Origin of the sequence: Planotetraspora sp. GP83 (assembly GCF_041262585.1) — a bacterium.
Lineage (GTDB): Bacteria > Actinomycetota > Actinomycetes > Streptosporangiales > Streptosporangiaceae > JAOEGB01.
This window is the reverse complement of record NZ_JBGCBZ010000007.1, coordinates 54,254-75,140: the sequence shown is the minus strand read 5'-3', so window position 1 is coordinate 75,140 and position 20,887 is coordinate 54,254. Positions and strand designations below refer to the sequence as shown.

The window sequence follows — 20,887 nt, the reverse complement described above, 5'->3', positions numbered from 1 at the left end:
TCTCCGCCTGCCGACGTTACAGCATGCGGGGGGTCGCCGCGTCGATGGCGTCCGCCGACAGGATGTGATCGATGACGAGGAGGGCGCAACCGGTGATGCCGGCGCCGGGCCCCAGGCGGCTGCGCTCGATCCGCAGGCTCCGCGTCGAGAGCTGCGTCGATCGCTGGTAGACGACCTCGCGGACGCCCGACACCAGCGGCTGGAACATCTCGGCCACGTCTCCCCCGAGCACGACGATGGCCGGGTTGAGCAGGTTGACCGCGCCGGAGATGACCTCGCCCAGCCAGCGGCCGGCCTGCCGTACGACGGCCATGGTCTCGGCGTCGCCCGCGCGGACCAGGGCGGTCACGTCGGCGAGCGACAGCACGTCGCGGCCCTTGGCGCGGAGCTCGCGCAGGATGGCCGTGCCGCTGGCCACGGAGTCGACGCAGTCGAGGTTGCCGCAGCGGCACAGGACCCCGCCGCCGTCCCTGACCGGGATGTGGCCGATCTCGCCGGCCGCGCCGAGGGCGCCGCGCAGGATGCTCCCCCCGGAGATCACTCCGGCGCCGATCCGGGTGGAGACCTTCACGAAGAGCAGGTCGTCGAGCTCGGAGGCGTAGGCGACGCGGTGCTCGCCCATCGCGATGACGTTCACGTCGTTGTCGACCAGCACGGGCACGGGGTAGCGCGCCGCGATGATCGGCGGGATGACCACGCCCGTCCAGCTCGCCATCACGCGGGCGCTCTCGGTGCGGCCCGCCGCGAACTCCACCGTCGCCGGTACGCCGAGGCCGACGCCCACGACCGGGCCGTGGCCGTCGAGCAGCTTCTTCCAGGTGTCCATGACCAGGGGAAGGACGACGTCGGGGCCCTCCTCGACGTCGATGTCGAGATCGGTCCGGAGCAGCACCTCGCCGGTGAGGTCGCAGATCGCGATCTGGGTACGGCTGGCGCCGAGCGAGGCGACGAGGACGACGCCCCCGGCGGTGTTGAAGCGCAGCCGGACCGGCGGGCGGCCGCCGGTCGAGGGCCCTTCGGCGTCCTCCACGATCAGCCCGCGCTGGAGCAGCTCGGAGACACGAAGGGCGACGGCGGGGCGTGACAGCCCCGTCACACGCCCGATGTCGGCGCGCGTCAGCGCCTCCCCGCTCCGGATGAGCTGGAGGACCTCGCCGGTGGTCGCAAGACGTGTCATCAACCAAAAGTGAAGCACAGCGGCTTACCGAAGTTCAATGACTTATTCATCTGGAGTTACAAAAGTCGGCTTGCAGGGGCACATAACTTGTCGCTAATGTCCGAACATGCCCGAGTACCCGACCGCCGAGCGACAGGCGGCCGACCTGATCATCTTCGGCGGGACCGGAGACCTTTCCATGCGGAAGCTCCTCCCCGCGCTGTACCACTGCGACCGCGACGGGCGGCTCGCCGAGGAGACGCGGATCATCGCCATGTCACGCGGCGGCCTCGACGACGCCGACTTCCGGGGCAAGGTCGACGCGGAGGTACGGCCCGCCGTGGATTCGGACGGGGGCGCGGGCGACGGCTGGGACCGGTTCACGCGCAGGCTTCACCACGTTTCCATCGACGTCGGCGGGCCCACCCCGGGCGGATGGGACGCGATCACCGGTCTGCTCGCCGGGCACGGGGGGCGCGACCGGGTCTTCTACCTCGCCAGCCCGCCCATGACGTTCGGCCCGTTCTGCCGGGGCGCGCACGAGGCCGGGCTGGTGACGCCTCGGTCCCGCGTCGTCCTGGAGAAGCCGCTCGGCCGCGATCTGCTCAGCGCCCAGGCCATCAACGACGAGGTCGGCGCCATCTTCGACGAGCGGCAGATCTTCCGCATCGACCACTACCTGGGCAAGGAGACGGTCCAGAACCTGCTCGTGCTGCGGTTCGCCAACGCGTTCCTCGAGCCGATCTGGAACTCGCTGTGGATCGACCACGTGCAGATCACGGCCGCCGAGACCGTCGGGACCCCAGGTCGCCGGGGCTACTACGACCACGCGGGCGCGCTGCGCGACATGGTGCAGAACCACCTGCTCCAGTTGCTCTGCCTGGTCGCGATGGAGCCGCCGTCCCGCAACGACCGCGAGGCCGTCCGTGACGAGAAGGTGAAGGTGCTGCAGTCGCTCCGGCCGATCGTGGGGTCCGAGGTCGACCGCTTCACCGTCCGTGGTCAGTACACCGCCGGAGCGGGCTCGCGCGTGCCCGGCTATCTGGACGAGCCGGACAGTACGAAGCCCACCGCCGCGTCACACCGGGTGGAGACGTTCGCCACCGTCCGTGCCGAGGTGAAGAACTGGCGCTGGGCAGGCGTGCCGTTCTACCTGCGCACCGGCAAGCGGATGCCCTTCCGGCGGTCGGAGATCGTCATCCAGTTCAAGGACGTGCCGCACGCGATCTTCCCGGGGGCCACGCCGAACCGGCTGGTGCTGCGGCTTCAGCCCAGCGAGGGCATCCATCTGCGTCTCATGGCCAAGGAGCCGGGGGCGGGCGAGGTCATGCTCCGGCCCGTGCCGCTGAGCCTCAGCTTCGCGGACACCTTCCAGAGCCGGGTTCCCGACGCGTACGAGCGGCTCCTCATGGACGTGCTGTCCGGGAATCCCACCCTGTTCATGCGGCGCGACGAGGTCGAGGCCGCCTGGCGGTGGATCGACCCGATCATCGAGAGCTGGGACAGCTCGGAGATGCTGCCCGAGCCGTACCCCGCCGGGACCTCAGGGCCCGCGGGGGCACACGAACTGCTGGCCCGCAGCGGCCGCGCCTGGCACGAGGAGGACCTCTAGTGACGGACCGAGTGATCGCCCAGGTCACCGACCGCATCCGCGCACGCAGCCGCGACAGCCGTACGGCCTATCTCGACCGGATCGGCAGGGAGGGGCGGGAACTGCGGGAGCGGGGACCCGCCCGGGGCCGTCTCGGCTGCGCCAACCTGGCGCACGGCTTCGCGGCCGCGGCCGCCGAGGAGAAGCTCGACCTGCGTGGTACGGCCAAGCCGGGCGTGGCCATCGTGACCTCCTACAACGACATGCTGTCCGCGCACCAGCCGTATGAGACCTACCCGCCGGAGCTGAAGAGGGCCGTCCGGCGGGCGGGCGGCGTCGCGCAGGTCGCGGGCGGCGTGCCCGCGATGTGCGACGGCATCACCCAGGGCCGGGCCGGCATGGAGCTGTCGCTCTACAGCCGTGACGTGATCGCCATGGCGACCGCGATCGCGCTGTCGCACGACATGTTCGACGCGGCGCTGCTGCTCGGCGTTTGCGACAAGATCGTCCCCGGGCTGTTCATCGGCGCGCTCCACTTCGGCCACCTGCCCGCGATCTTCATCCCGGCCGGGCCGATGACGTCGGGCCTGCCGAACAAGACCAAGGCGAGGGCCAGGCAGCATTTCGCGGAAGGCAAGATCACCCGCGTGGAGATGCTGGACGCGGAGGCGCAGTCGTACCACTCCCCCGGCACCTGCACGTTCTACGGCACGGCGAACTCCAACCAGCTCCTGATGGAGGTGATGGGCCTCCACCTGCCGGGCGCGACGTTCGTCAACCCGCACACCGAGCTGCGGCACGCGCTGACGGAGGCCGCGGCCCGCCGGGCCGTCGAGATCACGCCGCACGGGGACGAGTACACCCCGCTCGGCGAGGTCGTCGACGAGAAGGCGATCGTCAACGCGGTCGTCGCGCTGCTCGCCTCAGGCGGATCGACCAACCACACCATGCACCTGGTCGCCATGGCCGCCGCCGCGGGGATCACGCTGACCTGGGACGACATGGCCGACCTGTCCAAGGTGGTGCCGCTGCTCACCCGGATGTACCCGAACGGCCAGGCGGACGTGAACCACTTCCAGGAGGCGGGCGGCATGGCCGTCTTCATCGGCGACCTGCTCGACGCCGGGCTCCTCCACGACGACGTGCTGACAGTCGCGGGCCGGGGCCTCGACCTCTACCGTACGGCTCCCGCCCTGAAGGAGGGCTCGCTGGCCTGGGCGGAGCGGACGGAGGGCAGCGGCGATCTCGACGTGCTCCGGCCGGTGAGCACGCCCTTCTCGGCCGACGGCGGCATCCACATGCTGTCGGGCAACCTCGGGCGGGCCGTGAGCAAGGTGTCGGCCGTCAAGCCCGAGCACCTGGTCGTCGAGGCGCCGGCCAAGGTGTTCGACGACCAGCTCGACCTGCTCAGGGCGTTCGAGGACGGGGAGCTCGACGGGCAGGACTTCGTGGCGGTCGTCCGCTACCAGGGTCCGAGCGCGAACGGCATGCCGGAGCTGCACAAGCTCACGCCTCCGCTCGCCGTGCTGCTGGACCGGGGCCAGAAGGTGGCCATCGTCACCGACGGGCGCATGTCCGGCGCGTCCGGCAAGGTCCCGGCGGCGATCCACCTGTCCCCGGAGGCCGCCCACGGCGGGCCGATCGCCCTCGTCCGCGACGGCGACGTGATCCGCCTCGACTCGGCCGCCGGGACGCTGACCGTCCTCGCCGACCTGACCGGCCGGGTTCGACAGGGGGGGCCGCTGAGCGACGCGGAGTGGGCGGGCACCGGCAGGGAGCTGTTCGCCTCGTTCCGCCGCATGGCCGGACCGGCCGAGCGCGGCGCGAGCGTGTTCTCGGGCGGCGCCGCATGACATCCAGCTTGGCGTACCCCTGGCTCGTCGCCGACGTCGGCGGCACCAACGCGCGCTTCGGTTTGGTGACCGGGCCGGGCGGGCAGCCGGAGGCCGTAGCCGTACTGAACGTTTCCCAACATCCCGGCCTTGCCGATGCCGTAGCCGCCTATCTCGCAGACCATGCGGGCGGAGTTCGGCCGGGGGCCGCGTGTCTGGCGATCGCCGGTCCGGTCAAGGACGACCGGTACCGGCTGACGAACGCGGGATGGGCGGGTTCGGTCGGCGAGCTCGGCATCCCGCATGTGGAGCTCCTCAACGACTTCGAGGCGCTCGCCTTCTCTCTGCCGCACCTCGCCGGCGACGACCTCGCGCCGCTCGGGGGGCCGCCGCCCAGCGCCGGCATGACGAAGGCGGTGCTCGGGCCGGGCACAGGCCTCGGCGTGGGCGGGCTCGTGCCCGTGGGCGCCGGGTGGGTGCCGCTGCCGGGCGAGGGCGGGCACTCCTCGGCCCCGGCAGTGACCGACCTGGAGATGGAGATCGTGCGGGCGCTGCGCGCGGACGGCCTGCCGTACGTGGACGCGGAGCACCTGGTGTCCGGCACGGGCCTGCCGCGGCTGCACCGGGGCCTCTCACTGGTCCGCGGCGTCACGCCACGAGCCGTGGCGGCGTCGGAGATCGTGGCGTCGGCCGACCCGCTCTGCGTGGAGACCGTCGAGGTGTTCCTCGCCCTGCTCGGAGGCTTCGCCGGCAACGTCGCGCTGACGCTCGGCGCGCGGGGCGGCGTCTACCTCGGCGGCGGCGTGCTGCCCCGGATCGCCGAGCGGGCCCGGCGCAGCGACTTCCGCGCGCGGTTCGAGCAGACGGCGCCCGCCCTGTCCGACTACATCACCGCGATCGCGACCTCGCTGATCGTCGCCGGGCAGCCCGCGCTGACCGGCGCCGCCGCGTGGCTCGCCCAGCGGTCCTCTAATGTGGAGCTGGTATGAGCCTTCTTGACCTTGCCCCCGTGGTCCCGGTCGTCGTCGTGGACGACGCCTCGACCGCCGTTCCCCTCGCCCGTGCGCTCGTCGCGGGCGGCCTGCCCGTGATCGAGGTCACGTTGCGCACGCCCGCCGCGCTCGACGCCATCAGGCGGATCGCCGCCGAGGTGCCCGAGGCCGTCGTCGGCGCGGGCACCGTCCGGACCCCTGGCGACGTGGAGGCGGCGGTCGAGGCCGGCTCCCGTTTCCTCGTGTCGCCGGGGACGACGCCCGCGCTGCTCGCCGCGCTACTGGCGGGCGGCGTGCCGTTCCTGCCCGGGGCCGCCACCGCGTCCGAGGCCATGTCGCTGGCGGAGCGGGGCGTGCGGGAGCTGAAGTTCTTCCCCGCCGAGGCCGCGGGCGGCGCGGCGTTCCTGAAGTCGCTCAGCGGCCCGCTGCCGGACGTGCGGTTCTGCCCCACGGGCGGGATCACGCCGGCGAACGCGCCGGCCTATCTGGCCCTGCCGAACGTCGGCTGCGTCGGCGGAAGCTGGCTCACCCCGGCGGACGCCCTGGCGGCCGGAGACTACGCCCGCGTCGAGAAGCTGGCCACGGAGGCCGCGGCGCTGCGCGGCTGACAGCGGGGGCCGGAGCTGGTGGAGCCGCGCACGACCAGCTCGGGCTGGTAGACCAGCTCGACGTGCTCGGCCGGGGTGCCGCCGATCTCCTCCAGCAGGGTCTGTACCGCAGCCGCCGCCATCGCGCCGATCGGCTTGCGGACCGTCGTGAGCGGGGGATCGGTGTACGCCATCAGCGGGGAGTCGTCGAATCCGACGACCGACACGTCGCCCGGCACCGAGAGCCCCCGCTCCCGCGCCGCGCGGATCGCGCCGAGCGCCATGAGGTCGCTCGCGCAGAAGATGCCCGTGCAGCCCCGCTCGATGAGCGCCCCGGCGGCGGCCTGCCCGCCCTCGACCGAGAACAGCGAGTGCTGGATCAGCTCGTCGACGTCCGTCAGGCCGAGCAACCGCGCCATGGCCTGCCGGAAACCCTCGATCTTGCGGATGACGGGGACGAAGCGCCGCTGGCCCAGCGCGAGCCCGATGCGCTCGTGCCCGAGGTCCACCAGGTGCTGTACGGCGAGGCGCGCGGCGAGCCTGTCGTCGGGCGAGATGAACGGCGCGGGGATGGCCTCGTTGTACCCGTCCACGAGCACGATCGGCAGCCCGCGGTCGATGAGGCGGGCGTAGCGGTCGATCCGCGCCGTGGTGTCGGAGTGCAGGCCGGACACGTAGACGATGCCGGAGACGCCCCGGTCCAGGAGCATCTCGGTGAACTCATCCTCGGGGGCGCCCCTGGGCTCCTGCGTGCACAGGATCGGCGTGTAGCCGTGCTGGGTCAGCGCCTTCTCCACCGCCTGCGCGAACGCCGGGAAGATCGGATTGCCCAACTCGGGGATGACCAGGCCGATCAGGCCGTTGCCGCGGTGGCGGAGCCGCTGAGGCCGCTCGTATCCCACGAGGTCGAGCGCGGTGAGGACGGCCTGGCGGGTGTTCGGGGAGACCCCCGCCTTGCCGTTGAGCACGCGGCTGACCGTCGCTTCGCTGACACCGGCCTGCGCCGCGATGTCGGCCAGCCGCGCGTTGTACATGGGCATCACCTTAGAGGGCCCACCATGTGGCCGAATCCGGTGCGAGGCGGACCACGTCACCAGAGACGTCCCATCCCGCGCTGGCGAGGAGCAGGGCGCCGGGCACCCCGCCGATCTCGGCCCACTCGGACGTCAGGTTCGCCACGCAGACGAAGGATTCGCCGCGCCGGAACGCGAGTGTGCCCGCCGGGCCGGGCAGCCAGGTCAGCGTGCCGTCGCCGAGAGCGGGGTGCTCACGCCGGAGCTTCAGCGCCGCCCGGTAGAGGCTGAGCATGGAGGCGCCGTCCCGCAGCTGCGCCTCCACGCTGAGGTCGCGCCAGTCGGTGGGAACGGGCAACCAGCTTCCCGGCGGCTCCCCGTCGGCCGACCACGGGAGGGGCACGCGGCAGCCGTCCCGGCCGCTTTCGGGGTCGCGGAGCCGCTGCGGGTCCCGCAGGTACTGCTCGGGCAGGTCGAGCACCTCGGGCAGGCCGAGTTCCTCGCCCTGGTAGACGTAGGCCGATCCGGGCAACGCCAGCATGAGCAGGGCCGCCGCCCGCGCCCGGCGCAACCCTCGCTCGCCGCCGCCGTACCGGGTGACGTGCCGCTTGACGTCGTGGTTGGACAGCACCCACGTCGAGGGGGCGCCCACGAGCGCCGCCGTCCGCAGCGACTCGTCGATGACGTCGCGGAACCTCGCCGCGTCCCAGGGGGTCTTGAGGAAGTGGAAGTTGAACGCCTGGTGCAGCTCGTCCGGCCGGACGTAGTGGGCCAGCCGTTCCGGGGAGGGCGCCCACGCCTCGGCGACGCCGATCCGCTCCCCCTCGTAGGAGTCCAGGATCTTCCGCCAGGCGCGGTGGATGTCGTGCACCCCGTCCTGGTCGAAGAACGGCACCACATCGGCGCCGATCAGCTCCACCTGGCCGGTGTGCCCCACGTCGGGCAGGCCGGGCGCCTTCACCATCCCGTGGGCCACGTCGATCCGGAAGCCGTCCACGCCCAGGTCCAGCCAGAACCGCAGGACGTCGGCGAACTCGGCGTGGACCTCGGGATGCTCCCAGTTGAGGTCGGGCTGCTCGGGGGCGAACAGGTGGAGGTACCACTGCCCGTCCTCGATTCGCGTCCAGGCGGAGCCGCCGAAGACGGACTCCCAGTCGTTGGGCGGCAGCTCGCCGTCCTCGCCCTCGCCGTCCCTGAAGATGTACCGCTCCCGCTCGGGGCTGCCCGCCCCCGCCTGTACGGCTGCCGCGAACCACGGATGCCGGTCGGAGGTGTGGTTCGGCACCACGTCCACGATGATCCGAAGGCCCAGCGCGTGGGCGTCCGTGATCAGATCCTTGGCGTCGCCCAGCGAGCCGAAGATCGGATCGACGTCGCGGTAGTCCGCCACGTCGTAGCCGAAGTCGGCCATCGGAGACGGATAGAACGGCGTGAGCCAGACGGCGTCGACCCCGAGCTCGGAGAGGTACCGAAGCCGGCTGCGCACTCCGAGCAGGTCGCCGACGCCGTCCCCGTTGCCGTCCGCGAAGCTGCGGACGTACACCTGGTAGATCACCGCGTCACGCCACCACCGCGTGGCGACGGCGGACGGCTGGACGGCAGGCTCGGTCATTGGGATCCCCCGATTCAAATGGTGTCACGCCTTCGTGGCACCGGCGGTGAGCCCGGTGACGAGATGGCGCTGGACGAGCAGGAAGACGACGGCCGCCGGGATGGCGATCAGCACCGACGAGGCCGTGAGCAGGCCCCATTCCGCCTTGTGCTGGCCGACGAACTGGCTGAGGCCGACGGCGAGTGTGTACTTCTCGTCACCTGTCATGAAGGCCGTCGCGTAGGCGACCTCCGCCCAGGCGGTGAGGAAGGAGTAGAAGGCGGCCACGGCCAGCCCGGGTTTGGCCAGGGGCAGGATCAGCCGCCAGAACGTGCCGAACGGGGTGAGCCCGTCCACCCTGCCCGCCTCGTCGATCGAGACCGGCACGGTGTCGAAGTAGCCCTTCATCATCCACGCGCAGAACGGCACCGTGGACGTGAGGTACGCGATGACGAGGGCGGGGAACTGGTTGATGAGGCCCAGCCCGGCCATCAGGTTGTAGATCGGCACGATCAGGATCGCGACCGGGAACATCTGCGTGATCAGCAGCATCCACATCACCGAGCGGAAGCCCGGGAAGCGGAACCGGCTCACGGCGTAGCCCGTGGTGGCCGACAACAGCACGCCGATGAGCGCCGTGGCGAGCGAGACGATCAGCGAGTTGGCCGCCCACGTCAGGAACTCGGTGTCCCGGAGCACCTCGGCGTAGTTGTCCAGCGTCGGCTGCTCGAAGAGGCGCACCGAGGCCGTCTCGATGACCTGCCGGGGCTTGAGCGAGGTCAGCACCAGCCACGCGACCGGGAAGACCGCGATCAGGCACGCCACGATGAGCGTGAGGTGCAACGCGATGGACCTGACCGGACCGCGCGAGTCGCGCGTCCAGTTCACCGTACGGCTCACCAGCCCTCCCCTTGCTGCCTGAGGGCGCGGCGGTAGACCCCGGCCAGGACGACGAGCAGGGCGAGGATCACCAGACCCCAGGCCGCCGATCCCGAATAGTTACGGATGCCCTCGAACGCCTGCCGGTAAGCGTAGGTGACGAGGATCTCCGTGGAGCCGCCCGGCCCTCCGCGGGTCAACAGGAAGATCACCGGGAACTGGTTGAACGTCCAGATCGTGCCCAGCAGCACCACGGTGCTCGACACGGGGCGCAGGCCCGGCACGGTGATGTGCCGGAAGCGCCGCCACGGTGAGGCCCCGTCGACCTCGGCCGCCTCGTACAGCTCGCGCGGGATGGCCTGCAGGCCGCCCAGCAGCGCGAGCATCATGAACGGCACGCCCAGCCAGACGTTGCAGGCGATCACCGAGACCTTGGCCCAGAACGGGTCGTCGAGCCAGCTCACACCGGCGAACCCGGCGGCCCGGAGCATGGCGTTCACCACGCCGAACTCGCCGTTCAGCAGGTAGCGCCAGATGAACGCCGACACGAACGCGGGCACGGCCCAGGGCAGCACGAGGAGGACCCGGTAGACCGACCGGAACCGCATCGGCCGGTTGAGCAGGAGCGCCATGCCCAGGCCGATGCCCACATGAAGGGCGACGCACCCGATCGTCCAGACGACGGTCCAGGTCAGCCGGGTGACGAACGTGCCGGACGTCAGGATGTCGGCGTAGTTCCGCAGGCCCACGAACTCGTAGGTCGAAGGGATGACGTTCATCCCGATCGTGCGCCCCATGTTGGCCTCGGTCGCGTCCGTGAGCGACAGGTAGACGCCGCGGAGCAACGGGTATCCGACGAGCACGAGCGTCACCACGACGACCGGAGCCGTCATCGCCCAGGCGTACCAGTGCCTCTCCCTCACATCCAGCCCTTGAGGATGGCCTGGTAGGCGGTGGCGACGTCCTTGAGCATCGGCTCGGTGGCGGTCTGTCCCCCGGCCAGCTTCTGGTAGCCCTCGACCAGCGGCTGGAACAGTGATGCGGCCTCGGGGATCCAGGGGCGCTCGACCGCGGACTCCATCGGCTTCTGCCACTGCGCGATCTTCGGGTTGGCCGTGGCCTCCGGCGCGGCGTACGCCGAGGTGCGGGCCGGCAGCAGGCCGAGCTTGCCGGCGATCTTCGCCTGGCTCTCGGCGGAGTCCATGAACTGGATGAACAGGTAGGAGGCGGTCAGGTTCTTGGACCCGGCGTAGACGGTGTAGTCGTGGCCGCCCACGGGGGCGCCCGACTTCACCGAACCGGCGGGGACCGGAGCGACGCCGAAGTTGTCGGGGTTGTCCTTGAACACCTTGCCGCCGAGGTTGTCGGCGTTCGACCACGGGCCGTTGAAGATCATCGCGACCTTGCCTTCCTTGAAGGCGGTCTCGGCGTTGGTGTAGCTGTCCTGCAGGGCGGGCTTGGTGGTGGCGCCGGACTTGATGAGGTCCTCGACGATCTTCACGCCCGCGACGGTCTGCGGCGACGCGATAGTGATCTTCTTGTTGGGCACGTCGACGAAGTCGCCGCCCTCGCCGTAGATGAACGGCAGGAGGAAGTAGGCGTCCACGTTGAGAGCGATGCCGTCGGCCCCGGCCTTCGACTTGACGTCGAGAGCGACCTTCTTGAGGTCGGCCATGGTCGCCGGCGGGGCGTCGTAACCGGCCTTCTTCAGCAGTTCCTTGTTGTAGAGCAGGCCGAGGGTGTCGGTCACCTGCGGCACGCCGTACGTCTTGCCGCCGAACTTGCCGCTGGCCGCCGGCGAAGGCAGGAACTCCTCGGGCTTGACGAGCGCGGGCGTGCCGTCGAGCGGCGCGAGGTAGCCGAGGGAGGCGAACTCCGCCACCCAGCCGACGTCGGTGCGCAGCACGTCGGGGGCCCCGGAACCGGACTGCGCGGCGGTCTTGAACTTGTCCCGCGCGTCGGCGAACGGCACGTTGACGTACTTCACCGTGATCTTCGGGTATTTGGCCTCGAAGTCCTTGATGAGCGCCTGGAACGCGGGCGCCTCGGTCGTCGCGTCGGAGGTGTCCCACCAGGTGATCTGACCGGAGGGGGCGGCGTCCGTGGCCGGGGCCGAGCTCGTGCTGCCGCCACAGGCGGAGACCGCCAGAGCGAGCGCCGCGGCGCCTGCCGCAGTCGAGATGAGTCGCCACATGATGTGCACTCCTCGGTTCGGGGGATGTAGCCCGGAACGTAACAGGCATGTGAACGAACTGAAAGGCTTACAGAAAGTTTCAGCAACTTCGTTACATTGACGACATTCCGACGGTCGTCCGAGGTCATGCACGCCCCTGACAGCAGACCTTCCACCAGGGAAATTTTACAGTAACCTTAAGTTGCAGGTAGATGCCGGATTTCTCATGTCATGTATGGACACGAGCGCCCGCGACACGATGTACTACCTCATCAATCACACCGGTGGCTGGGGTCCGGGCACGCGTGCCCGGGAGGAACGAGCTTTTATGAGCACCGTCGTCCTCGACAACGTGACCAAGGTTTACCCAGGGGGGTACCTGGCGGTCGATCGCATGAACCTGCGCGCGGACGAGGGTGAGCTGCTCGTCCTCCTGGGGCCTTCCGGCTGTGGGAAGTCCACTCTCCTCCGCATGATCGCCGGCCTTGAGGAGATCACCGCAGGCGACCTCTGGCTGGGCGGCAAGCTCGCGAACCACCTCGCTCCCCGCGACCGCGACGTGGCCATGGTGTTCCAGAACGGCGCCCTCTACCCCCACCGCACCGTCCGCGGCAACCTCGCCTTCCCCCTGGAGATCGCCAAGGCCGACCCCGCCATGGTGCGGGAGCGGGTCGTGGAACTCTCCCGCGCCCTGCACATCGACGAGACGCTGGACCGCCGCCCTGGGACGCTCTCCGGCGGACAGCGCCAGCGCGTCGCGATGGGCCGCGCGATCGTGCGCCAGCCGTCGCTCTTCCTGATGGACGAGCCGCTGTCCAACCTGGACGCCGGGATGCGCACCGAGCTCCGCATGGAGATCTCCTCGCTCGTGCGGGCCCTCGGCGTCACCACCATCTATGTGACGCACGACCAGGTCGAGGCGCTCACGCTCGCCGACCGTATCGCGATCATGAACAGGGGCGTGCTGCAGGACATCGGCACCCCCGCGCAGGTGTACAACGACCCGGCGACCGCCTTCACCGCCGCCTTTCTCAGCTCCCAGCAGCTCAACCTGCTCGCGGCGACCGTGCGCACCCCGCAGAACCAGTTCATCCTGCTCGATTTCGGGCCGCACCAGATCACCATGCCCTGGACCGATCCACGTGCCTACGCCGTGTCCCAGCACACCGGGGCCCAGATCATCGTGGGGATCCGCCCGGACGCGCTCGTGCCGGTGCCCGAGAAGGCCGAGGGGCCGAGCTTCTTCGGCCGGGTGCGGACCCTCGAATACCACGGCCACGAGTGGATGGCCTATCTGGAGGCGGGCATCCCGGCGGTCGTCGTGCCGGAGCCTCCGGACCCGCGCCATCTCGCGAACGGCGGGCAGGCCAACGGGAGCGGCAAGGCCCGCTCGGTCATGCGCCGGCTGCTGAACCGGGAGGAGGAAGAGCAGGCGCCGCCTCCCGTCCCCTCGGGAAGCGGCACGCACCGCCGCGCCGACCTGATCGTGCGGCTGGGCAGCCGCCCGGTGTGGAAGGCCGGCGAGCACGGGCGCGTCGCCGTCGACGTCTCCCGCCTCATGCTCTTCACCCAGACCGGCGCCCGCATCGACCCCCCGCGACGGTAAGTCAGGCGGTCCGGGTGACTCCGGATCGGGCGAGCACCGAGACGATCCCGACGAGGCGGGAGATCTTGTCCAGCTCGGCCCGGTGGAAGGCCGGGCCCTGCGACCGCGCGACCACCAGGTGCAGGCCGCTCATCGGGACGCTGACCAGGTGCAGCGCGCCCTCGCTGAACGCGGACGGCCGGATCGGCGTCAGGTCGGACGACGGCACCTCCTCCGGCGCCTGCCAGCTTCCGTGCACGATCGCGCCGTTCTCCGACTCGACGGCGACCGCCCAGTCCGCGCTGACCAGGTCCGGCACGGCGTCGACCAGCGTGACGAAGGCCCTGTCCGGCTCCCCCGCGACGTAACCGAGCAGATCGTAGTCCGGGCTCGTGCCGGGAGCCTCCCTGGTGGGCCAGACGGCCTCCACCCGGGTGCCGGGCACCACGCCGATCCGCTCGCGCAGTTCCTCGGGCTCGAACACCCCGGACCACGAAACGGTGAAGTCGTCCACGGCCCGCCCGGCCTGCCGTTCGAGGACGGTCACCTGCAGGATGTCGGCCCCCATCACCCCGAACGCGCGTGCCACCTGACCGAGCACTCCGGGCCGGTCCGGAAGCGAGACCCTTAGCCGCAGCAACATCCCGCATCACCTCCTTGTCTTGCGACAACAACAGTGTCCGACAGACGTTTCGCAGACATTACGGGGGTGGGTCATGGGATGGGTGCAATGTTTCCAAAAGCTGCGCCGTCGTTGACAGACTTTGAATAACTTTGGGCACTCCTTTCCGGTGTCGCGAAGTTCCCCGGTGATGACCATCAGTAGCCTCATGGGCATGCCCCTCCCCTGGCTGCGATCGCGATCCCTCCGAGCGCGCCTCACACTGCTCGCCACCGCGACCGCCGCGCTCGTCATGATCCCCGTCTCGATCGCCGCCGACGTGGGTATCCGGCATGCGGTCGAGGAGCACATCCGCGGCGACAGCCTCGAAGTGGCGAACCGGATCGCCGCCGGGATCCGCGACGGTCACCTGCCGCAGATCATCCCCATGGCGCCGGACGGCATCGATCTGATCATGGTCGTCGGCGCGGACGGCCATGTCATCGCCACCAGCGCGACCGCCAAGGACCTCCCCCACCTCTCCCCCTTACGACCCTCCGACACCGGGGTGACCCACACCACCTCCTGCTCGCTCCCCAACCAGCACTGCGTGTACGTCACCGCGCTCCGCGTCTCCCAGGCGGCGGACTCCCCCGTCGTTTACGCCGGCCGCTCCCAGCCGGAGATCCTCGACAGCGGGCTCCCCGAGCTGGGCCTGCTCCTACTGGTCCTGCTGCTCGGCGGCGGGGCCGCGGGGATCGCGTGGAGCGTCGCGGGCCGCGTGCTCCGTCCCGTCGAGGCCCTCAGCTCCGAACTGGAGGAGATCACCCCCAGGAATCCCGGCTCCCGGGTGCCGCAACCGGCCGGGAACGACGAGATCGCCCGCCTGGCGAAGACCGCCAACGACGCGCTCGCCCGGCTGGAGAAGTCGATCCAGCAGCAGCGCCAGTTCGCCGCGGACGCCTCGCACGAGCTGCGCACCCCCATCGCCGGGATCCGGGCCCAGCTGGAGGGGGCGCGGCTGCATCCGGAGGACACCGCCGAGGCCCTTGAGGCGGCGCTGCGCGACACCGGCAGGCTGGAGGCGATCGTGGCCGACCTGCTGCTGCTCGCCAGGATAGGGACGAGCCCGAAGGCCGCCCGGGAGGACGTCGACCTGGGCGGCTGCGTGGCCGGCGAGGTGAAGCGCCGGTCGGGGCGGCGGCCGATCCGGCTGGAGCTCACGCCGGGCGTGATCGTCAACGGGATGCGCACCCAGCTGTGCCGGGTCGTGACGAACCTGCTCGACAACGCCGAACGGCACGCGGCCACGACCGTGAGCGTGAACGTGAGCCGGGAAGACGGGGACGCGCTGCTGACCGTGGTGAACGACGGAGAGCAGATCCCGGAGGGGGACCGCGAGCGGATCTTCGAACGGTTCTACCGGCGGGACGCGGCCAGGAGCCGGAGCCACGGAGGCCCCGGCCTCGGCCTGGCCATCGCCCGCGAGGTCGTCGAGGCACACGACGGGACGATCCGGGTCGAGGACGCCGAGGAGGCCCGCGGCGTCGGGTTCGTCATCCGCCTCCCGCTGTCCGCCCAACCTCCGCACGGCGGCGAAGAACCGTCTCAAGACCGATGAGGTCGTCCGGCGGCGCGTCCGGCACCTCCACGTCGAACCGGGCCAGCCCCCTGATCTTGAGCCCGGCCAGCGCGATCAGGGCGATGGCCACCGCGAACACCACGTACATGAGGCCGACGTCCCCGAAAAGCCTCGTGCCGTACGGCGCGATCACGCCGAAGCCGATGGGCAGCGTGGACCAGGCGACGAGCGTGTTGAGCGCGATCACCCGGCCGTGGAACCGCTGGGGCACCTTGACCTGGATGATCGTGGCGTAGATCCCGTTGACCAGCGTCAGCGCGAGCGACATGCCGAACGCGCCGGCGATGACGACGGGGAGGCTCTCCCGAAGGCCGGTCAGCAGGCAGAACGCGGCGAGCAGGAGCGTGGCGAGCAGCACGCCGCGCATCCGGAACCGGCGCGGGCCGCCCCACACGGTCATCACGAGGCCCCCGAGCAGGACGCCGACGCCCCCGGCGAAGGAGACGCGGCCCACGTCGGCCAGCGTGGCGAACCCCAGCACCAGCGGGGTGAGCAGCAGGAACAGCGGGGAGAGGAAGATGTTCAGCCCCGCGAAGAAGAGCAGCATGCCGCGGAACCCGCGCTGCCCCCAGGAGTAGCGGAAGCCCTCGGCCATCTCGGCGACCATCGACTCGCGCCGCCTCCAGCCCATCGCCCGGGGGAAGCGGACCAGCAGCACGGAGCAGACGGCGAAGGTGTAGCTGGCGATGTCGATGACCAGGATGCCCTTGATGCCGATCGCCGCCATCAGCCCGACGGCGACCAGCGGGACGATCAGCTGGGCGGTCCCCGTGACCATCTGGAGCACGCCGTTCGCGTGCCCGAGGTAGCGCTTGGGCACGAGCTGTGGGACGGCCGCGGCGTAGGCCAGCCGCTGGAAGGTCAGCGCCACCGACAGGCAGACCAGCAGGGGATAGATGTGCCAGACCTGGATGTGGCCGGTCCACAGCAGCACCCCGAACAGGAGCTGGGTGCCGCCCGCCGCGGCGTCGCCGGCGAGCATGACGCGGCGGCGGTCGTAGCGGTCCACGATCGCCCCGGCGATCGGCGCCACGAGCATGCCGGGCACGAGCGCGATGACGGAGAACAGCGCGAAGCTGACCAGCGAGCCCGTCGTCAGGTAGATCCAGAGCGGGATCGCGAACTCGGTCAGCGACGAGCCGATGATCGACACGAGCTGCCCGGCGGCCACGGCCGCGAACCGCTTCATGCTCGGCCGCGGCCCCGCCGCCGCCGCGCCGGTAACCGTCCCCGCCTGTGAGGTGCCGTGCAGCCACCACGACCGGTCACGGTCCTCGATGGCGGCCGTGTCGCCCGTCTCGATGGCCTTCCTCGTCCCGGTGACGATCTCGGCCAGCTCGGCGGCGCGGTGCTTGATGAAGAAGTGGCCGGCCTCGTCGAGCACCACCAGGGCGGCCTCGCCGGTGAGGTGGTGCCACTCCCGGTACCGCTCCTGGTAGAACTCGGTGGCCGGGTCGCGCTCCCCCACGACCGAGATGATCGGGGTCTGGAGCGGCTCGGCGTTCCCCTCGAAGAGGCGGGTGAAATACGCCTCCGCGTCCCGGGTGCCCTGCCGCCGGTTGTGGATGATCGCCTTGATCTGGTCGGGGTCGAGCTCCTCGATGTCGAGCCCGGCCGCGATGAGCGCGTTGGCCCAGACGCGGTCGCTGCGCATCCGGTCGCTGAGGTTCCGCAGCGGCGTCATGATCGTCTTGGGCCGCGCGAAGGGGAAGACGCCGCCCAGGTAGAGCGCCTCAACCGGCCGGCCCGCCGCCTCCAGCCGCCGGGCGATCTCCACGACGAGCATGACCCCGAGGCCGCAGTGGCCGTACAGCGAGAGGGAGCCCTGGACGTCCGCGAGGATCTCCTTGACGCAGGCGTCGGCCACCTCCTCGACCGGCCGCGTCTCCTCGTCGAGGCCCCACTCCTGGCCGGGCACGGCCACCGAGTGCAGCGCCCAGTCGGACGGCAGGGCGTCCGCGAGCGGCTGGTAGATCGCCGCGCTGCCCCCGCCGTACGGCACACAGACCAGCGCGGAGACCGTCGGCCTCGCCGGGGTCAGCCGGTGCAGGAAGCGCCGGGGGCCGTCGTCGGCGGCCGACGCCTTGGCCGCGAGCGCCCGGACCGTGCGGTGCTTGAAGAGGTCCATGATGGTGACCGGCCGGTCGGCCACCTTCCGCAGCCGGGCGACGACCTGGGCCGCGAGCAGCGAGTGGCCGCCGAGCTCGAAGAAGTCGTCCTCGGCCCCCACCCGGTCGAGCTCCAGCACCTTCGCCCACACCTCGGCGATCGCCCGCTCCAGAGGCGTCTCGGGCTCGACGTATTGTCCGGCGCCGCCCTCCTCCCGGTCGGCGCCCGGCTCCGGCAGCGCCGCCCGGTCGACCTTGCCGTGGGACTTCAGGGGCAGCTCGTCCAGCCAGACGTACCGCGCGGGGATCATGTACTCGGGGAGCCGTTCGGCGAGGTGGGCCCGCAGGTCGGCGACCGGCGCCCGCTCCCCGACGAGGTAGGCGACGAGCCGGTCGCGCCGCAGGTCCACGACCGCCTGCGCGACGCCCTCGCGTTCGGCCAGCACCGCCTCGATCTCGGTCAGCTCGACCCGGTAGCCGCGCACCTTGACCTGGAGGTCGCGGCGGCCGAGGAACTGGAGTTCGCCGGAGGGCAGCCAGCGGCCGAGGTCCCCCGTCCGGTACATCCGCGCGCCGGGCTCGCCGTACGGGTCGGGGACGAAGCGCTCGGCCGTCAGGCCGGGCCTCCCGAGGTAGCCGCGGGCGAGCCGGTCGCCGCCCAGGTGGATCTCGCCGATCACCCCGATCGGGGCGGGCTCGCCGCGCTCGTCCAGGACGTACGCCCTGGCCCCCGGCAGCGGCCTGCCGATCGGGAGGGTCTGCGTCTGCTCGTCGCCGGTGACCTCGTGCGTCGTGATGCCGACCGTGGCCTCGGTGGGCCCGTAGTGGTTGACCACTCTCGGCCCGGCCGGCGACCGTGCCGCCAATGACTGGGCCCAGGCCGACTGGGACGCCTCGCCGCCGAGCACGAGCAGCTTGCGCGGCAGCACGTCGGCCTCCGGGAGGAGGGACGCCAGGTGCGACGGCGTGACCTTGAGATAGTCGGTGCGGCGCAGCGTCTCCGCCAGCTCGGCGGCGGGCAGCCGGGGGTTGAGCAGGTGGAGCGTTCCGCCCGTCATCAGCGACAGATAGAAGATCGTGATGCCGAAGTCGAACGACAGCGACTGCATCAGCGCGTACGACCCGCCGGGCTCGACGGCCAGCCGCTCGCGGACGCCGGCGAGGTAGGTGAGAACCTCGCGGTGCTGCACGGCGACGCCCTTGGGCCGCCCGGTGGTCCCGGAGGTGTAGATGACGTACGCCAGGTCCGCGCCGGTCAGGCCGGGGTCGGCGGGGACTCCGGAGGGGAGGTCCGCCAGCAGCTCGGGGGTGATCGTCACGCGCACACCGGCGTCGGAGGTCATGTAGGCCAGCCGGTCGGCGGGCTGCGCGGGGTCGAGCGGCACGTAAGCACCGCCGGCCTTGAGCACGGCGAGCACGGCGACGGCCAGGTCGACGGACTGCTCCAGGCTGATCCCGACCCGGGAGCCGCGGCCGGCCCCGAGCGACTGCAACCGGGCGGCGAGCGCGTCCGAGCGCGCGGCCAGCTCGGCGTAGGTGAGCGACTCGTCCCCGCAGCTCACCGCGACGGTGCCCGGGGTGCCTTCGACCACCTCGTGGAGCAGCTCGTGGCCGATCGGCATGGGGGCGGGCGACCGGGAGAACTCCAGCACCCGCTCGCGCTCCTCGCCGGTCATCAGCGGCAGTTCTGACAGCCGCCGTGACGGATCGGCGACGATCTCGCGCAGCAGGACCGTGAGGTGCCCGGCCATCCGCTCGATCGTGCCGGGGTCGAACAGCGCGGTGTTGTAGGAGAAGTGGCCGCTCAGCCCGCCCGGCTTCTCGAAGAGGTAGAGCGACAGGTCGAACCTGGCGACCCCCGCCTCGACGGGGAAGGACGACAGGGCGAGGTCGCCCGAGGCCGTCCCGGCGGCGAAGTTCTGGAGAGCCAGCGTCGCCTGCACGACCGGGGAGCGGCTGACGTCGCGCTCCACGTTCAGCTCGGTGACGAGCCGGTCGAACGGCAGGTCCTGGTGGGCGTAGGCGTCCAGCGCGGACTCGCGGACGCGGGCCAGGAAGTCCGCGAACGTGGGGTCGCCGGTGAGGTCGGCGCGCATGGCCAGCGTGTTGACGAACATCCCGACCACGCCGTCGAGCTCCGGCAGCCCCCGCCCCGCGATCGGCGAGCCAACGGCGAAGTCGGGCTGGCCCGAGTAACGCGACAGCAGCACCTGGAAGGCCGCGAGCAGCACCATGTACGGCGTGGCCGCGTGGGCGTGGGCCAGCTCCGCGACGTCCACGTCGATCTCGAAGCCGTGCAGGGCTCCGGCGTGGCCCATCTCGGGGGGCCGGGGCCGGTCGGTCGGCAGGTCGAGGACGGGCACCCCGGCGAGGCGCTCCTTCCAGTAGGCCACCTCGCGGCCGTACTCGTGGTCGCGCTGCCAGAGCGCGTAGTCGCCGTACTGGACGGCGGGCGCGGCCGGGCTCTCGCCCCTCATGATCGCGAACAGCTCGCGCATGATGACGTCGAACGACCACCCGTCGGTCACGAGGTGGTGAGCCGCCAGCAGCAGCACGTGGTCGGCGGGCGCGAGCCGTACGAGCAGGGCGCGGACCAGCGGGCCCTCGGCGAGGTCGAAGGTCCTCGCCAGCTCGCGCTCGACCAGCTCGCGCGCCTCCTCCGGCCCCGAGGCGGTCTCCAGCCGGAAGTCGGCCCGGGGCTCCTCGCCGACCAGGACGATCGGCAGGCCGTCCTCGCTCGTGTGGAAGCGCATGCGCAGCGCCTCATGGCGGCGCACCACCTCCCGCAGGGCGAGCTCGAGCGCGGTCTCGTCCAGCTCGCCCTCGACGCGGACGGTGAGCGGGACCGTGTAGACGGTCGTGCCCGGCGCGTACTGCTCCAGGAACCACAGCCGCTCCTGGGCGTGCGAGAGCGGCGTGGCCGTGCCCGGGGGCCGCGGTGTGATCGTGATCGCGCCGGTGCGGCGCCGCAGACGCTGGGCCAGTAGCGCCTTCTTGTCGGCCGACAGCGTGGTCACGCCCGCGCCCTCCAGGTTCTTGACAACAGGGTCTCTACAACAGTTCTCGACAACAGTTCGTAAAAAATATTTACTGGAAAGAGTCTTTACAATTAGCCTGATCGCCAGTCTGGCACACCG

The 20,887-nt window shown here is 71.1% G+C and carries 14 protein-coding genes; 6 read left to right on the top strand and 8 right to left on the bottom strand.

What is annotated here, in order from left to right; genetic code table 11:
* Positions 1-16 precede the first annotated feature (16 nt).
* Positions 17-1,177: an ROK family protein gene (locus ABH927_RS12235; RefSeq protein WP_370020933.1), complete on the bottom strand. Its 1,161-nt coding sequence runs from the start codon at positions 1,175-1,177 to the stop codon at positions 17-19.
* 106 nt (positions 1,178-1,283) lie between these two features.
* On the opposite strand from ABH927_RS12235, the gene zwf reads away from it, so the two are divergent.
* Genes zwf through eda form a run of 4 tightly spaced genes read left to right on the top strand, consistent with a single transcriptional unit; the run spans position 1,284 to position 6,179 of the window.
* Complete coding sequence (zwf, locus tag ABH927_RS12230; protein WP_370020931.1) at positions 1,284-2,768, top strand: glucose-6-phosphate dehydrogenase; 1,485 nt, start codon at positions 1,284-1,286, stop codon at positions 2,766-2,768.
* Positions 2,768-4,600, top strand: coding sequence for a phosphogluconate dehydratase (edd, locus tag ABH927_RS12225; RefSeq protein ID WP_370020929.1), 1,833 nt, complete (start codon positions 2,768-2,770; stop codon positions 4,598-4,600). The genes zwf and edd overlap by 1 nt, the downstream gene beginning before the upstream one ends.
* Positions 4,597-5,568: a glucokinase gene (locus ABH927_RS12220; protein ID WP_370020927.1), complete on the top strand. Its 972-nt coding sequence runs from the start codon at positions 4,597-4,599 to the stop codon at positions 5,566-5,568. The genes edd and ABH927_RS12220 overlap by 4 nt, the downstream gene beginning before the upstream one ends.
* Entirely contained in the window at positions 5,565-6,179 is a 615-nt protein-coding gene (gene eda / locus ABH927_RS12215) for a bifunctional 4-hydroxy-2-oxoglutarate aldolase/2-dehydro-3-deoxy-phosphogluconate aldolase (protein ID WP_370020924.1), read from the top strand. Before ABH927_RS12220 ends, eda begins: the two co-directional genes overlap by 4 nt.
* Here the strand turns inward: eda and ABH927_RS12210 are convergent.
* The 5 genes from ABH927_RS12210 to ABH927_RS12190 are packed head-to-tail and all read right to left on the bottom strand — an operon-like array spanning position 6,128 to position 11,835.
* A complete protein-coding gene (locus ABH927_RS12210; RefSeq protein WP_370020922.1) occupies positions 6,128-7,192 on the bottom strand; it encodes a LacI family DNA-binding transcriptional regulator in 1,065 nt (354 codons plus the stop codon). The genes eda and ABH927_RS12210 overlap by 52 nt on opposite strands.
* A gap of 10 nt (positions 7,193-7,202) precedes the next feature.
* Complete coding sequence (locus ABH927_RS12205) at positions 7,203-8,783, bottom strand: glycoside hydrolase family 13 protein (RefSeq protein ID WP_370020920.1); 1,581 nt, start codon at positions 8,781-8,783, stop codon at positions 7,203-7,205.
* A gap of 24 nt (positions 8,784-8,807) precedes the next feature.
* Entirely contained in the window at positions 8,808-9,662 is an 855-nt protein-coding gene (locus tag ABH927_RS12200; protein WP_370020918.1) for a sugar ABC transporter permease, read from the bottom strand.
* Complete coding sequence (locus tag ABH927_RS12195; protein ID WP_370020916.1) at positions 9,659-10,564, bottom strand: carbohydrate ABC transporter permease; 906 nt, start codon at positions 10,562-10,564, stop codon at positions 9,659-9,661. The genes ABH927_RS12200 and ABH927_RS12195 overlap by 4 nt, the downstream gene beginning before the upstream one ends.
* The gene (locus tag ABH927_RS12190; RefSeq protein WP_370020914.1) at positions 10,561-11,835 is read right to left on the bottom strand and encodes an extracellular solute-binding protein; all 1,275 of its coding nucleotides are present in this window, start codon (positions 11,833-11,835) and stop codon (positions 10,561-10,563) included. The genes ABH927_RS12195 and ABH927_RS12190 overlap by 4 nt, the downstream gene beginning before the upstream one ends.
* A gap of 214 nt (positions 11,836-12,049) precedes the next feature.
* On the opposite strand from ABH927_RS12190, the gene ABH927_RS12185 reads away from it, so the two are divergent.
* Positions 12,050-13,420, top strand: coding sequence for an ABC transporter ATP-binding protein (locus ABH927_RS12185; protein ID WP_370020912.1), 1,371 nt, complete (start codon positions 12,050-12,052; stop codon positions 13,418-13,420).
* Between the two features lies 1 nt (position 13,421).
* Here ABH927_RS12185 and ABH927_RS12180 read toward each other — a convergent pair whose 3' ends face one another.
* Entirely contained in the window at positions 13,422-14,042 is a 621-nt protein-coding gene (locus ABH927_RS12180; RefSeq protein WP_370020910.1) for an amino acid-binding protein, read from the bottom strand.
* Positions 14,043-14,211: 169 nt separating this feature from the next.
* Here ABH927_RS12180 and ABH927_RS12175 point away from each other — a divergent pair, with 169 nt between their 5' ends.
* Positions 14,212-15,621 carry a sensor histidine kinase gene (locus tag ABH927_RS12175; RefSeq protein ID WP_370020908.1) on the top strand — a complete coding sequence of 470 codons (1,410 nt, stop codon included), beginning with the start codon at positions 14,212-14,214 and terminating at the stop codon, positions 15,619-15,621.
* Here ABH927_RS12175 and ABH927_RS12170 read toward each other — a convergent pair.
* Positions 15,557-20,767, bottom strand: a complete 5,211-nt coding sequence (locus ABH927_RS12170) for an amino acid adenylation domain-containing protein (RefSeq protein WP_370020906.1) — start codon at positions 20,765-20,767, stop codon at positions 15,557-15,559. The genes ABH927_RS12175 and ABH927_RS12170 overlap by 65 nt on opposite strands.
* Positions 20,768-20,887: the final 120 nt, after the last annotated feature.